General features: G+C 68.0%; 12 protein-coding genes. 7 read left to right on the plus strand and 5 right to left on the minus strand.

Annotation, left to right across the window (positions count from 1 at the left end; genetic code table 11):
• The 3 genes from NKI68_RS14915 to NKI68_RS14925 all read right to left on the minus strand — a co-directional run bounded on the left by NKI68_RS14915 (position 1) and on the right by NKI68_RS14925 (position 2,971).
• Complete coding sequence (locus tag NKI68_RS14915; protein ID WP_254543900.1) at positions 1-1,899, minus strand: ABC transporter substrate-binding protein; 1,899 nt, start codon at positions 1,897-1,899, stop codon at positions 1-3.
• 312 nt (positions 1,900-2,211) lie between these two features.
• Positions 2,212-2,691, minus strand: a complete 480-nt coding sequence (locus NKI68_RS14920; protein WP_254543901.1) for a 50S ribosomal protein L11 — start codon at positions 2,689-2,691, stop codon at positions 2,212-2,214.
• A gap of 79 nt (positions 2,692-2,770) precedes the next feature.
• The gene (locus NKI68_RS14925) at positions 2,771-2,971 is read right to left on the minus strand and encodes a VNG_1110C family protein (RefSeq protein ID WP_254543902.1); all 201 of its coding nucleotides are present in this window, start codon (positions 2,969-2,971) and stop codon (positions 2,771-2,773) included.
• An 83-nt stretch (positions 2,972-3,054) separates the two neighbouring features.
• On the opposite strand from NKI68_RS14925, the gene NKI68_RS14930 reads away from it, so the two are divergent.
• Both NKI68_RS14930 and NKI68_RS14935 read left to right on the plus strand, forming a co-directional pair.
• The gene (locus tag NKI68_RS14930) at positions 3,055-4,167 is read left to right on the plus strand and encodes an OBG GTPase family GTP-binding protein (RefSeq protein ID WP_254543903.1); all 1,113 of its coding nucleotides are present in this window, start codon (positions 3,055-3,057) and stop codon (positions 4,165-4,167) included.
• A complete protein-coding gene (locus NKI68_RS14935; protein ID WP_254543904.1) occupies positions 4,164-4,619 on the plus strand; it encodes a TIGR04206 family protein in 456 nt (151 codons plus the stop codon). Before NKI68_RS14930 ends, NKI68_RS14935 begins: the two co-directional genes overlap by 4 nt.
• Here the strand turns inward: NKI68_RS14935 and NKI68_RS14940 are convergent.
• Entirely contained in the window at positions 4,610-6,196 is a 1,587-nt protein-coding gene (locus NKI68_RS14940; RefSeq protein ID WP_254543905.1) for a Na+/H+ antiporter NhaC family protein, read from the minus strand. The two genes, NKI68_RS14935 and NKI68_RS14940, sit on opposite strands and share 10 nt — an antisense overlap.
• Positions 6,197-6,340: 144 nt before the next feature.
• Here NKI68_RS14940 and NKI68_RS14945 point away from each other — a divergent pair, with 144 nt between their 5' ends.
• From NKI68_RS14945 to artA, 4 genes are all read left to right on the plus strand, one after another.
• Complete coding sequence (locus tag NKI68_RS14945) at positions 6,341-7,117, plus strand: VOC family protein (RefSeq protein ID WP_254543906.1); 777 nt, start codon at positions 6,341-6,343, stop codon at positions 7,115-7,117.
• 306 nt (positions 7,118-7,423) lie between these two features.
• Positions 7,424-9,127: a DUF7282 domain-containing protein gene (locus NKI68_RS14950; RefSeq protein WP_256562628.1), complete on the plus strand. Its 1,704-nt coding sequence runs from the start codon at positions 7,424-7,426 to the stop codon at positions 9,125-9,127.
• Positions 9,128-9,576: 449 nt separating this feature from the next.
• Complete coding sequence (locus NKI68_RS14955) at positions 9,577-12,021, plus strand: DUF7282 domain-containing protein (RefSeq protein ID WP_254543908.1); 2,445 nt, start codon at positions 9,577-9,579, stop codon at positions 12,019-12,021.
• A gap of 180 nt (positions 12,022-12,201) precedes the next feature.
• Positions 12,202-13,329, plus strand: coding sequence for an archaeosortase A (gene artA, locus NKI68_RS14960; RefSeq protein WP_254543909.1), 1,128 nt, complete (start codon positions 12,202-12,204; stop codon positions 13,327-13,329).
• A 5-nt stretch (positions 13,330-13,334) separates the two neighbouring features.
• Here the strand turns inward: artA and dph5 are convergent, their stop codons facing one another.
• Positions 13,335-14,114 (minus strand): diphthine synthase, encoded by a 780-nt coding sequence (dph5, locus tag NKI68_RS14965; RefSeq protein ID WP_254543910.1) that lies wholly within the window; start codon positions 14,112-14,114, stop codon positions 13,335-13,337.
• A gap of 151 nt (positions 14,115-14,265) precedes the next feature.
• Between dph5 and NKI68_RS14970 the strand changes: the two genes are divergently transcribed.
• Positions 14,266-15,282 (plus strand): aldo/keto reductase, encoded by a 1,017-nt coding sequence (locus NKI68_RS14970; RefSeq protein WP_254543911.1) that lies wholly within the window; start codon positions 14,266-14,268, stop codon positions 15,280-15,282.
• The last annotated feature ends 6 nt before the right edge of the window (positions 15,283-15,288 follow it).

Raw genomic sequence — 15,288 nt, forward strand, 5'->3', positions numbered from 1 at the left:
TCACGCGGAGCGCTCGCCGAGGGTCACGTCCGTGTACTTGTGCTTGTCGAAGCCCGCGGCACCGGTCTTCCGGGGGAGGTCGACCCAGGGGTAGTAGAACCCCTCCCCGATCGGGTGGTACACCGGGAGGACGACGACGTCCTGCCAGTTGGCCTCCTCCATCGTCCGATAGGCCCGTGCGCGGACGCGTCGATCCTCGTCGGTGGCGCGCGGGTGCGCCCGGATGGTCTCCCAGGCCGATCGAGCGCGGGCGGCGGCGGGCGTTCCGCCCCAGCCCCGGAACGGGGACTGCTCGTTCTCCGGGTCGAGCAGCTGCAGGAAGTTGTCCGGGGCGGGGTAGTCCATCGTCCAGGCGAACGAGAACGCGGCGAGCGATCCCTTCATCGCGCGTTCGACCAGCGTCGGGAACGGCGCGGACTCGATCTCGATCGTCAGCCCAACGCTCGCGGCCTTCGAACGGAGGAGGGTCGCCGTCTCGTGCCACGCACCGCTATCGTAGGTCGTGAACGTCAGCGACGCCGGGTTCGACTCGTCGTAGCCGGCGTCGGCCAGCACCGCGCGGGCGCGCTCCATCCCCCTCTCGCCCCCGTAGGGGTAGCCGCGGGCGTGGTCGTCGTAACCCGCCGGCCCGCCGGGAAAGACGCTCGGCGGAGTGAGGTGAACCGCCGCCTCGCCGCGCCCCTTGTGGACCCGCTCGACGATCGTCCGCCCGTCGAGCAGGTGCGCGACGGCCCGGCGCACGGCCCGCGGGACGGCCGTCGGGTCGAACCCGACGAAGTAGGTGGCGACGAGCGGAACCCGGAGGTAGGTGGCCGTCAGGCCGTTTGAGAGGGGACCGTACGTCCCGACCGCTCGGCCCGCGTCGTCGGTCGACTCGATCGCGAGCTTTCCGCGATCGAACGCCGCGTTGGGAACCCAGAAGGCGTCGACTTCGCGCTGGAGCGCGTGGTCGAACGCCGCCCCCGGATCCTCGATGACCTGCCAGTGTATCCCGGCGATCCGCGGCCCGTCTCCGTGATAGCCCTTTCGAGCGACGACGGCGTACTCCGTCCCGCTCTCCCAGCGGTCGAAGGCGAAGGGCCCAGCGCCGACCGGGGACTCGCGGGCGAAGCGTTCGTACGCGAGTTCGCCCTCGTACCCCTCGACGTCGCCGACGATCCCCTCGGGGACGATCCCGAACGCCGGCAGGGCGAGCACCTCCAGGGCGGCGTGGAACGGTTCGTCGAGGCGGATCTCGACGGTGTGCTCGTCGACCGCGCGCACGCCGAGCGAGCCGGGGGCGTACGCCCCGGTCGAACCGCCCTCGCCCTCCCCGTCGACCGTCCGGGTGTCGTGGGCGACGCCGAGCACGTCGAGCAGCGTGCTCGACCACATCGAGTGCTCCGAGGCGGCGCAGCGCTCGAACGAGTACACTACGTCGGCGGCGGTGAGCGCGCTCCCGTCGGAGAAGGTCACGTCCTCCTTCAACGCGAAGGTGTAGACGCGCCCGCCCTCGGCGGTTCGAACGTCGGTCGCGAGCAGGGGTTCGGGGTCCGGCCTGCCCTTCGGATACTGCACCAGCCCGTCGTACAGTTGCGTGACGACGCGGTTGGACGCGGTGTCGACGGAGGCGACGGGATCGAGCGTCTGGATCGGCGTCCCGATCATCCGGAGGGTCCGACGTTTCTCGTCGTCCGACCGCGCCCCTTTCGACGGGGTGAGAGCGGCACAGCCGGCCAGCGCCATCGAGCCGCCGGCACCGAGGACGCGGAGGACGTCCCGCCGCGTCGTCGCGCGGACGCCGTCGGACGTCTCGGGGGTACCGGGCCGGCGAGGCGTCTCTCGCGCGCGAGACGCCTCGCTCGTACGATCTGCGCGGGGAGTGTCGGTGGAGTCGGTGGCGTCGAACGGGGGTATCATGAAACTGACAATCGACGGTTTCGAACGGCTCTATATAACCTTACCTCACCCGATGACAGCCCGTGCGGGTAATTGTCATCGGAGTGTGCTATCGAGCACCGCGGGACGGTGACGGTGACGGTGACGGTGACGGTGACGCGGGCCCTCCGCCCGGATCCGGCGGTCGATCTCGGGTCCGGGTCCGGGTCCGGGCGTCGCCGCCGCGCTCGGCGGGGGATCGGGCGAGAGGAGCGTACCGTCGGGACTGCCCCGCGTCGGCGCGATCGCGCCGACGCGGGAGGGCCTGATCGCCCCGGAGCGGATCGAACCGGCCTACGCCTCTGCGAAGTGGTCGTCGAACTCGCCGTCGTCGATCCGCTGCTTGAACGTGCGGGCGTCCTCGCCCTCGACGGTGACGCCGAGGGAGACGCAGGTCCCCGCGACCTCCTTCGACGCGCCCTTCACGTCGTACGCGAGCAGGTCGGGCAGTTTCTGCTCGGCGATCTTCGTCAGCTGTTCCACGGACATGTCGGCGACGAACTCCGCCTGCGGCCGGCCGCTGCCGGTCTCGAAGCCGAGTTCGTCCTTGATGAGCGCCGCCGTGGGCGGCACGCCGACCTCGATCTCGAAGGAGCCGTCGTCCTCGTACGTGACCGTGACGGGCACTTCCGTGCCGTCGAAGGCGGCCGTCTGGTCGTTGATCTCGTTGACGACTGCCTGCACGTCTACCGGCGTCGGCCCCAGTTCGGGACCGAGCGGCGGGCCAGGATTGGCCTGGCCACCGGGGACGAGCACCTCGATAGTTCCAGCCATACTCGGTATGATCCCCTTGGAGGTTTTAACGATTGTCTTCCGCTCCTCCCGAGTGGGATTTTCACACGGTCCGCGCGGCCTAGGGCACGAACACGCCCTTGCGGCTCAGCCAGTCGCTCGCGCGCTTGATCTCGACGGGGCTGCCGATGATGCGCGTCGTGTCGCCCTGTTCGAGAAAGGAGAGGGTGAACTTCCGATCGAGGTCCCGCTTCAGACCGTCCAGCGCTTCGGTGGGGAGGACGATCTGCGTGCTGTCGCGGAACCGATCGGCATCGCTCATCAACGGGGCGTATCGTGCCGCCGGTATATACCTGCCGAAGCGCAAGACAAGCCTTTTCGGGGGCGACGGCGGAGTGAGGGACAATGGGACTTGAGGAGGAGATCGAGGCAATCGAAGAAGAGATCGCCACCACTCCGTACAACAAGTCCACCGAGGCGCACATCGGCCGGCTGAAGTCGAAGCTCGCCCAGAAGAAGGAGAAACTGGAGAACCGATCGTCCGCCGGCGGCGGCCAGGGCTACGCCGTCGAGAAGACCGGCGACGCCACCGTCGCGCTCGTGGGCTTCCCGAGCGTCGGCAAGTCGACGCTGCTCAACGCGCTCACCAACGCCGAGAGCGAGATCGGCGAGTACGAGTTCACCACCCTCGACGTGAACCCCGGCATGCTCCAGTACAACGGGGCCAACATCCAGATCCTCGACGTCCCCGGCCTCATCGAGGGGGCGGCGGGCGGCCGCGGCGGCGGCCGGGAGGTCCTCTCGGTCGTCCGCACGGCCGACCTCGTGCTGTTCGTCCTCTCGGTCTTCGAGATCGAGCAGTACGACCGGCTCAGAGAGGAGCTGTACGAGAACAAGATCCGGCTCGACGCCCGCCCGCCGAGCGTCAGCGTCTCGAAGAAGCACAAGGGCGGCATCAAGGTGACGACCCCGGGCGACGTCGGTCTCGACGAGGAGACGATCAAGGGCGTCCTCCGCGAGTACGACTACATCAACGCCGACGTCACCGTCCGCGAGGAACTCACGATCGATCGCCTCGTGGACGCCCTGATGGACAACCGCGTCTACCTCCCGTCGCTCGTCACGGTGAACAAGGCCGACCTCATCGACCGCGACTACCTCGAGACCGTCAACGAGGCCCTCCGTGGGCGAGGCATCGACCCCGAGGAGGCGGTGTTCATCAGCGCCGAGGAGGAGCGGGGACTCGACTCGCTCAAGGAGTCGATCTGGGAGTCGCTCGGGCTGATCCGCGTCTACATGGACAAGCCCGGCCGGGGCGTCGACTACGAGGAACCGCTGGTCCTCCGGGAGGGCGAGAACACGGTCGGCGACGCGCTCTCGAAACTCGGCGGCGACTTCGAGTCCCGGTTCCGGTTCGCCCGCGTCTCGGGCCCCAGCGCGAAACACGACGAACAGCAGGTCGGCCGGGAGCACGAACTGCACGACGAGGACGTGCTCCGGCTGATCGTGCGGCGATGAGCGACCGCCTCCTCGATACTCCCCGCCGTCGTCTCGCGCTCGTTCTCCTCCTGGGGGCGTTCCCGTGGACGGTGCTCGTCTACGACGGCGGCGTCGAGGCGTTCTTCGCGGTCGGCTTCGTCAACACGACCGCCTGGCGGTTCGTGACGCTGCTCGACTACCTCGCGGTCGCGCCGGTCGCCTCCCTCCCCGGGCGGTTGCTCGCGTGGCCGGTGAGCGCCGCGCTCTGGGCGGCGGCACTCGCGAGCGCGGCGCTCGCGCTCACACCCCGTGAGGATCGGCGGGTGACCGCCGGCGCGCTCGCGCTCGCTGGAGTCAACCAGGCGTGGTTCGCGCTCGGGTTCTGGACGCGGGCGAACCAGCTCGCGGTGCCGATCGGCGCGGTCCTGTTGCTCGGCGGGGCGGTGGCGCTCGCCCGGGCGGGGAGTGAGGACCGTCGTCGTCAGTCGTAGACGGTCACCGCGCTGACGTCGACGTGCTCGGCGAGCGCGTAGGCACCGAGCAGGAGGAGGACGACGCCGCCGGCCAGCGCGGCCCAGACGGACACGCCGAACCCCGCGGCGAGAAAGAGCACGGTCGCGACGCCCCCGGCGAGGACGGCGTAGGGGATCTGCGTGTTCACGTGATCGACGTGGTCGCTCGCGGCGAACATGCTGGACATCACCGTCGTATCCGAGATCGGCGAGCAGTGGTCGCCGAAGATGGCACCCGTGAGGATGGCACCGACGGCGGAGGGAAGCGGCGCGCCGAGGTTCGCCGCGAGAGGGATCGCCACCGGGAAGAGGATCGCCATGGTCCCCCAGGAGGTCCCGATGGCGAAGCTGATGAGCACGGCGGTCACGAAGACGATCGCCGGGAGGAGCGACGCCGTGATGAACCCCTGCGTGACGGCCACGACGTAGGGTCCGACGCCCAACTGCTGGCTTACGGCACCGATCGTCCAGGCGAGCGAGAGGACGGCGACCGGGAACATGACCATCTTGAATCCGTCGAAGATGGCGTCGCTCGCGTCCTCCAGTTCGACGCGGGCGTGGCCGACGAGGATGGCGAGGATGGACGCCGCGCCCGCGAACGACGCCCAGAGGATGGCGTTCGCGGTGTTGGCGTTGCTGAGCGCGGCGACGACGGCGTTACCGACGGCAGCGAGCGACGACGCCTCGGCGATCCGGGCGAACCCGTTGCCGCTGTAGAGCAGGCCGAGCGCCGTCACGACGACGAGGGTGAGCACGGGCACGACGAAGTACCACCAGCGCCCCTCGACGTGCTCGGGCGTCTCGATGTCCTCCTCGCGGGTCTCGATGAGCGGCGTCGCGTCGTCAGCGAGGACCTTCCCCTCGCGTTCGGCTCGGCGCTCGGCGCGCTTCATCGGGCCGAAGTCCCAGTCGGTGAAGATGATGACGAAGACCAGGAGCATCGCGAGCAGGCTGTAGAATCGGAAGGGGATGGACTGGAGGAAGAGGACGAAGGCGTCCCGACTGGATCCGATCGCTTCGAGCTGGGTCTGGATGAGGCCCACCTCGAAGCCGAGCCAGGTCGAGACCACCGCGACGGACGCGGTGGGCGACGTGGTGGAGTCGAGGATGTACGCGAGTTTCTCGCGGCTCACGTCGAACCGGTCGGTGATGGGCCGCATCACGGAGCCGGTGATCATCGTCGACGCGTAGGAGTCGACGAAGATGAGCATCCCCAGCAGGGCCGTCCCGAGTTCGGCCTGTTTGCGGGTGCGGACGCGCTCGGTGATGCGGCGCGCGAGGGCGCTCATCCCCCCCGAGAGGAAGATCATCCCCAGCGTCGCACCGATGAGGAACGTGAACAGGAGCAGGCGGACGTTGAACGACGCGGTGACGTTCGCGACCACCAGGTCGAGGCTCTTCGCGGCCCCCGCGATCGGGTTCCACCCCGTCATGATCGTCGCGCCGACCCAGATGCCCGCGAACAGCGAGAGCAGCACCTGGCGCGACGTCAGCGTGAGTACGATGGCGAGGAGCGCCGGAACGAGGCTGATCACTCCGTACGTCTCTGGAGCCATACTTACCCACCGCACTGGGGTGGGCGGGTAAAACGTTCCGATCGAGCACGTCTCGTGTAGCCGTACTGTTACGAGGTGCGGCGAGCGTCGGCACCGACGCCGCCGTTCGGTATCCTTTTCGAGCCCCCAGCCGTGGTGGGTGGTATGGGCGACTTCGCGCTCGATCACACGATGATGCGCGTCGAGGACCTCGACGCCTCGCTCGACTGGTACGGCACGCACCTCGACTACGAGGAGAAGGGCCGCATGGAGATGGACACCTTCACCAACGTCTACCTCGGTCCCGAGGACGTCCACGAGGAGGGCGCGGTGCTCGAACTCACCTACAACCACGACGACAGCACCTACGAGCAGGGCGACGCGTGGGGGCACATCGCCGTCCGCGTCGACGACGTCTACGACGCCTACGAGGAGTTGATGGAGGGCGGCGTGGAGGACTACCGCGACCCCGACTCCTGCGGCGGGCGCTACGCCTTCGTGACGGATCCCGACGGTCACGAGATCGAGATCGTCCAGCGCGACCACGGCGCGCGCTGGAGCATCGACCACACGATGGTCCGCGTCGAGGACGCGGACGCCGCGATCGGCTGGTACGAGCGAAAGCTCGGGTTCGACCTGGTGCGTCGCGCCGAGATGGACGACTTCGCGCTCTACTTCGTCAAACCCGAGGGCGCGGCCGAGGAGGCCATGTCGATCGAACTCACCTACAACTACGACGGGCGGAGCTACGAGCAGGGCGACGCGTGGGGGCACTTCGCCGTGATGGTCGACGACCTCGAGGACGCCTGGGAGACGCTGATGGGACGCCACGCGGAGGACTACCGCGATCCCGAATCCTGCGATTACACCTACGCGTTCACCCGGACCAACGACGGCCACGAGGTCGAGGTCCTCGACTCGTGGCCGGACGCCGTCGAGTGACCGACCGACGAGCACCTCGGCGCGACGCGACGGGGTGCACGCCCCGTCTGTCTCGTAAGGGAGACGTTAATCGCTGACTAACGGGCGTCCGTGCTTCCCCAAGGGAACGTTATCCGCGGTCGAAAGACGGTCTGAAACACCTATATTTTCCGAGTCGGTCGTTATTTGAATATTACTTATGCCCCTGGGGGTCACCCTAGGAATCGCAGGCGGTGACAGTACTCTCGACCGGAGTCTTTCGGTGACCGGGGTTTCATCGGTTCGCCGGCGGTAGTGAGCACTGGCACCACTAATCACTCAACAACCATGGCACCTACATCGCATCGGGTTCGCAGCCTGTTTCTGGCCACGCTTATGGTCCTCTCCGTGTTCGTCGGGTCCGTCAGCCTGGTCGGAGCCGCTGCGGGTTCGACCCTCCAGGAAAATACGTCGGTCGTCAGTTTCACGAACTCTCAGTACAACGCGTCGCGGGGCGACATCGCCGAGATCGACGTGGCGACCCCCGGCGTCAGCACCGCCTACGTCACCATCAACTCCAAGAAGGCGGGGTACAACCCCACGGTGCGAATCACCGACGGGAACCTCGACGGGCGCGTCACGCTCCTGCTCAACACCTACGACACCCCCGACGGGCCCGCTCAGAGCTTCGGCGTCGCGAGCACGGCCGACAGCGTCCAGTTCGTCGGCGGTGACGCGAACACCACCGAGCCCCTGCCGATCGGCACCTACAGCCTCACGGTTCGAGCACAGGCGGGCGGCAAACCGGCCGATTCCGCCCAGCTCCGCCTCAAGTACGGCGGGCCGAGCACCTTCGGGACGCTGACCGCGCCCGATAGCAAGAACCTCAGCTCCTTCGACACGTCGCGCGAGATCTGGAACAGTTCGATCTCGACGAGCGACGTCGCCAAGAACGACCTGGTCATCGCTCGCCTCGGCGGGTCGGGGCTGTCCGGCGCGATCATCGCGAACCAGGATCGGGGCGAGAGCACCGAGAAGGCGTTCCTCGACTTCCTCAACGCCCGCGAGGGGAACAACGACGTCGCGCTGCTGACGATCAGACAACCCCAGACCGGCGAGTCGGTGCGGATCAACCAGAACAACATCAACGTGGTGCTCGCGCCGCGCAACGGGGCGGTGTTCTTCGTCTTCGACACGGACGACCTCCGGACGGGGAGGCAGTACAACATCCGCTTCGCCGTCTCGAGCGCCAGCGAGATCGTCGACCGGACGGCGGGCGTCTCCACGTCCTTCTTCGTCCACCCGCGGACGGCGGAGTTCAACACGGAGGCGCGCAACGGCAAGCAGATGGCGGTGACCTACGCCGACGCGGGCGCGAGCCTCAGCGGGAAGACGACCGTCGCCCCCGGGACGGAACTCCACGTCACGGCGAAGACCGACGGTAAGACCCTCACCAGCCAGAACGTCACCGTCGCGAAGGACCGCACGTGGGGTGCGACGTTCGACCTGACGGGCGTGAAGCCCGGCACGACGTTCACGGCGACGGTCAGCGGGGCCGGCATCGAGCAGAAGACCGTGCCCGGCTACGTGAAGAAGGGTCGGATGGCGTCGATCACGTTCTCCGATCAGTCCACGAACGGGAGCGTCGTCACGGTCGAGAAGGTCAATATGTCGACCGGCGGGTTCGTCGTCATCCACGACACCTCGTTCGAGAACGGCGAACCGATCAAGAGCGTCCGCGGCGTCTCGAAGTACCTCACGCCGGGCGTCCACAAGAACGTCGAGATCAAGCTCGATCAGCCGTTCAAGAAGGGGAGCGACGCCATCGCGATGGCGCACCTCGACACGAACGAGAACAAGAAGTTCGACTTCGTCTCCTCGAAGGGCGAACTCGACACGCCCTACGTGGTCGACGGGACGCCCGTCTCCAGCACGGCCACGCTCTCCGTCGGCGGCTCCGGCGGGAGCGCGACGTTCGGCCCGGGCTTCGGCGTGATCGCGGCGCTCGCCGCCCTCGCCGCCATGGGCCTGTTCGCGCTGCGTCGCGACTGACCACCCTACGCGATTCACCCACACGATTCTCGCATTTTCGCGCCCGCCGAGCGACCGCTCGAGTCGGACGACCGCCCCCTCGCCTCCCGCCACTCCCACCCACGCGCGCCCTACCCACACGCGCCCCACCCACACGTTCACGACGCACACGCGAGACCCGCCGCGACTCGTTCACGGAACGCGACCTGTCCGCTCCGTGTCCCCCGCTCGTCCGCCGCTCGTGGCCGCCCCTCGACGGACGGTACACAAAGGCTATATCTCATGAATTCCCTGGTGTTAGGGCTTAACACAGTTTTCGGGGTACCAGAAAGCATTTATAACAATGGCCGTACGTTCTGCCTGTACCCCTACCCATGGTGACAGTATTCCATTCCGACCTATCTCGCGGCCGTGATACCGGGCCGCGCGGTCGGATGGCGGTACTGCCGCCGATGGTACACAGATAAACCATGACAGGTACATACAACACCAAGGTCCGCGGCCTGTTCCTGGCTGCGCTGATGGTCCTCTCCGTAGTGGTGGGGTCCGTCGCGCTGACCGGGGCTGCTGCCGCTGCGGCCAACGAAACCCTCAACGACGGGTCGACCTACTTCCAGGGTCAGACGCTCGTCTACACTAACGGCGTCGATACGCCGGACGAAACGTTCGTCATCGAGACTGAAGACGGCGCGTTCGTCCGTCAGGTCTCCGCTAACAGCGGCACCCTGACGATCGACTCGACGGAACTAGCGGTCGGCCAGTACGTGCTCGCCAGTGAGTACGACAGCACGCCGACCGGTCTGAACTTCCGCATCGCGAACCAGACGCTCGACCTCAGCAGCGAGGTCAGCTCCGTTTCGTACCAGGGGTCGGCCGACATCACGGTCGACTCGAACCGTGCAGACTACACGCACCACCTGACCGCGACGCTCGACGGATCGAACGTCGAACCCGCCGATCTCAAGGCTATCCTGGATGGCGTAGGGACGGTCACGCAGAACGCCGACGGCGACGATGTACTCGCCGTCAGCGGCTCCGACTCCCAGACGCTCACGCTCGACCTCTCCGGTACGACGTACTCGGGCGAACTCGTCATCACGTCGAACGTGGCCGACACGACGGCGTCCGACAGCATCACCCTCGACCTCAAGGCCAAGGGTGACGCCGACGCCGAGTTCAACTCGTCGGTCGTCCGCGAGACCCGCGGCGACGTCGCCGAGATCGTCGTCGACCTGAAGAACACGGACACCGCGTACGTGACGATCGGGACCGACGACGTCAACTACAAGTCGACGGTCGAGGTCGTCGACGGCGACGACGACGGTCAGGTCACGCTCCTGCTCAACACCTACGCGACGGACGACGGCTTCCAGGCGTACAGCGTCGCTGACGGCGACGACGACGTTATCAATGTCAGCGCCGCCAGCACGCCCGCTGGTCGACCGCTCGCGTCGACCGACTACGACCTGAGCCTCTCGCTCGACGCGGCGGGTAACCAGGAGACCGACGTCGGCACGCTCGTCGTCACGGACGGCGGCATCAGCACCTTCGGGATGCTGACCGCCCCCGACAGCTCCAACGTCGACGACTTCGAGTCCATCTCGGACGTCTACAACGTGTCGGTCAGCGACAACTCGATCGCGCAGGACGACCTCGCGATCGCTCGCCTCGGTGGCTCGGGCGTCTTCGGCGCGATCGAAGCCCAGTCCGGCTCGAGCGCGGAACTGAAGTTCCTGAACCTGCTCGGTACGAACAGCCACGAGAGTTCAGCCTTCGCGCTGAGCATCAAGAAGGCTGACAACAGCCCGAACGCGGACGCCCCCGAGAATCTAGTCAACACGTCGCTCACCTCGAGCAACTTCAACGTCGTCTACGACGAGGACAAGAACGCGGCGTTCATCGTCCTCGACACCGACACCCTCGAGACGGGTCAGTACAACGTGGAGTTCACTGTGGGTAAGGAGAGCGGCCTCACCGACGAGGACGGCTCCGTCGACACGGTCTTCCACGTCGTCGAGCGCACTGCCGAGTTCGACACGCAGGAGATCAACGACACGGACACCGTCGTCGTCAGCGCACAGGAGAACGCGACGGTCACCGGCGAGTCCTCGGTCGCCCCCGGCACCGAACTCACGGTCGTCGTGAAGTCCACCGGCGACAGCCCGTTCCTCCTCGACGAGACCGTCGAGGTCCAGGAGGACGGCACCTTCAACGCCACGTTCGACTTCTCGGACGTCTCGGCTAACACCGAGTTCGAGACGACGGTCAGCGGCTACGGCGGTTCCGTCACCAACCCCGGCATCGTCCAGCCCGCACCGACCTCCTCGGTCAGCGTCTCCGACCAGACGAACGACGGCTCGTACGTGATCGTCGACTCGGTCACCCTCACCGAGGGCGGCTTCGTCACGATTCACGACGCGTCGCTCCTCGACGGCAAGACCTTCGAGAGCGTCCGCGGCACCTCGGGCTACCTCGAGGCCGGCACGCACTCGAACGTCAACGTCAGCCTGGACACGCCGTACGAGGCGTCGGGTGAGGTCATCGCGATGCCCCACCTCGACACCAACGGCAACCAGGTCTACGACTTCGTCACCTCGGACGGCAGCGCCGACGGCCCGTACACGGCCGACGGCAGCGCCGTCACCGACAGCGCGACGCTGACGGTCGAGAACGAGTCCGCCGGGACGCCCAAGAACAACACCACCAACGACGGTGGCGAGGGCGACGGCAAGGACGAGACGGACGACGACAAGGACAAGACGGACGACGGCAAGGACGACAAGAAGAACGACACCACCGACGAGCCGAAGAAGGGCGAGGACGACACCACGCCCGCTGAGGGTCCCGGCTTCGGTGTCGCCGCCGCGCTCGTCGCGCTCGTCGCCGCCGCGCTCATCGCGCTCCGCCGCGACTGAGCGAATCGCCAGCTAACCACCGAACCCCTCTCCGGGTTCGCCGCCTTTCGACTTCTTTCGGACGCCGCGCCCGCGAGCGACGGCCACGGGCGGCGCGAACCTCCTCGCTCCGTCTCTCTCCTCTCTCCTCTCTCCCGACTAACGACAAGACCTATACCCGTTTCTCACCTGTACGCGGATATGTTAGGGCCGCTACTGGGTGCCCTCGAGTGGATCCAGCGCTTCGCGGATCCGCTGGCGTGGATCGTCGTGGCGACGTTCCTCGGCGGCGCGGCGCTCGAGGCCGCGGACCGGGACGCGCGCTACCGCCCCCTCGTCTTCGGCTACGTCGGTCTGCTCGCCGCGACGACCGCGCTGGTAGCCGCGCTCGGGTGGGCGCGTTTCCTCCCGCCGGCGGTCGTCTCGCTGCTCGCGGTCGGCGGCGCGACGCTGGCCTGGACCCGCGGCGCGGACGCGGCGCGCTATCTCACCGTCGGCGCGTGGGTCGCGTTCGGGCTGTTCTGGCTGACGCTCGTCCACCACTTCGCCGTCACCCAGCGGAGCGTAATCGAGGGGATCGGCGCGGTCGTCGCCGTACCGGGGAGCCTCTACGCCGGCTACCTCCTGCTGCGGGGGCGCGACTCGCTGTACGTCCTCTCGAGGGCGGTCGCGGCGATGGGGCTGGTCGTCCTGCCCGCCGAGTCGCTGTTCGTGGTGCGCGCGTTCCTCGTCGAATCGGTCACGACCCAGACCGCCTTCCTCATGAACCTCCTCGGGCAGACCCAGCCGGCCGACTTCACCGTGCAGAGCGGGGCCATCGTCGGGCGCGAGGACCTGCAGAGCACGTTCGTCTTCTGGGACGGCGACCACCGCATCACCTACACCATCCTGCTCGCGTGCACGGGCGTCGGGAGCATGGCGATCTTCGCGGGCGCGATCGCGGCCGTCCGCGCACCCCTCTCCCGGAAGGTCCGCGCGTTCGCCGTCTCCATCCCCGTCATCTACGCGCTGAACCTCGTGCGAAACGTCTTCATCGCCCTCTCGTTCGGCCAGCAGCGGATGCACGTCTTCCCCGACCTCGTCCTGACGCTGTTCGCCGCGGAGGACCCCTACCGGGTGTCGTATTTCGTCGCCGACCGGATCATCGCCCAGAGCGCGTCGGTCCTCGCGCTCGTGGCCGTCACGTACCTCGTGGTGCGTGAACTCCCCGAGGTGTTCGTCATCCTGGAGGACGCGCTGTTCATGCTGACGGGGACGGAGTACGACCTCGCTTCCGCGTTCGACGACACGCGCCGGCCCCCGCCGCGCGGCGTGGCGAACGACGACTAGCCCCCTCAGACCGTCCGCTCCTCGACGACCTCCTCCGGCGCGCCGGCGAGTTCGACCAGCGCCTCGGCCTCGAGCAGGTGGAGGTCGCCGGGGAGGACGAGCAGGTGCAGCGGGTCGCCGAAGTCCCGCTCGTCGAGCGCCGAGAGGCGGTCGGCGGCGACGACGGGGTCGGGGCTCCCGGCACGACAGACCGCCACGGCGAGGGCGTCCTCGTAGCCCCCGGCGAGCAGGTCGGCAGCCGCGTCCGCCGTCATGTACTCCCCGCGCTCGCGCTTTATGTCGAGGTAGACGAGCGTGTGCAGGCCGCGCTCGCGGTTCCCCTCGATCGTCTCTATCACGCTGCCGGGGACGTCGTTCCCGCCGTGCGCGTAGGGGAAGGGGAGGGTCGTCGCCTTGCCGAAGCGGTAGTTCTGGAGGCCGGTGAGCGAGGCGGCCGCCGCCTCTGCGGTGGTGCCGTGGATCACGCGCGTCTCGATCCCGCGCGCCGCGGCGCGCAGGCGGAGGTCGACGTGCGTCGTCGAGATCATCGTATCCCCGGCGGTGAGGAAGGCGACTTCGCTCTCCTCGGCGGCATCGAGGATCGGACCGGGGTCCCCCTCGACGCCCGCCCGGTCGCGCACCTCGATCTCGACGTCGTGGTACGCCTCGACCGCCTCGACGGTGGTCCCCATCAGTCGGCTGGTGTAGAACTCGGCGAAGACGCGGTCGGCCCCGCGGAGCGCCTCTCGCCCCTCGACGGTGATCGAGCGCTCGTCCCAGAGGCCGAGTCCGATGAAGGTGAGCATGCTCGCCCTCGGCCCGCTCGCGGGTTAAGCCTCCCGAGACGAGTTCGGACGGGCGGACGAACGGGGACCCGGGCGCGGGGGCGCGTCCCGCTGACGGATCGAGGAGAGAAGGATCCCGAACGATTTAGCCGCCGCCGTCCGTGCGCTCGCCATGGAGTACGTCTCCCTCGGTTCGACCGGCACGAAGGTCTCGCGGCTGTGTCTCGGGACGTGGCGCTTCGGCAAGCGCTCGGGCGGCGTGGTCGAGACAGGCCGCGAGGAGGCCCACGACCTGCTCGACGCGGCGTGGGACCGCGGCATCAACTTCATCGATACGGCGAACGTCTACGGCGACCCGAACGGGACCAGCGAGGAGTACATCAGCGAGTGGCTGGAGGGGCGCGACCGCGAGCAGTTCGTGCTCGCCTCGAAGGTCTACTTCCCGTTCGACGAGGACGACCCGAACGGGCGGGGACTCGGGCGGAAGCACGTCCGGGCGCAGATCGAGGGCACTCTCGATCGGCTCGGCACCGACTACCTCGACGTCTACTACATCCACCGCTGGGACGACGAGGTGCCGATCGAGGAGACGCTCGCGACGCTCGACGACCTCGTCGAGGAGGGGCGAGTGAACCACCTCGGGGCCTCCACGATGGCGGCCTGGCAGCTGACGAAGGCGCTCTGGAGGAGCGACGTACACGACTGGGAGCGCTTCGAGGTGACCCAGCCGCTCTTCCACGCCGCCTACCGCGACGACGTGGCCGACTACCTCGACGTCTGCGCGGATCAGGACCTCGCAGTCTGTCCCTACTCGCCGCTCGCCGGCGGCTTCCTCACCGGGAAGTACGAGCGCGCCGACCCGGACGACCCGAAGCGGGTGGAGGGCCCCGACGGGTCGCGCGCCAACCTCGACGAGCGCTTCTCCGATTTCTACCTCTCCGAGCGCGGCTGGCACGTCCTCGACGCGATCCGCGAAGTCGCCGACGAGACGGGCGCGACGCCCGCGCAGGTCGCCCTGCGGTGGCTGATCGACCAGGAGGCGTTCACGTGCGTCCCGATCGTCGGCGCGCGCACGGTCGAGCAACTGGACGAGAACGTCGGCGCGGTCGACGTCTCGCTGACCGACGAGGGGTACGAGCGGATCGGCGCGGCGCGGTACGCGGAGGAGGGGCGGCGCTGGGGGCACTGACCGCCG

This window comes from Halomarina pelagica (assembly GCF_024228315.1).
Classification (GTDB): domain Archaea; phylum Halobacteriota; class Halobacteria; order Halobacteriales; family Haloarculaceae; genus Halomarina; species Halomarina pelagica.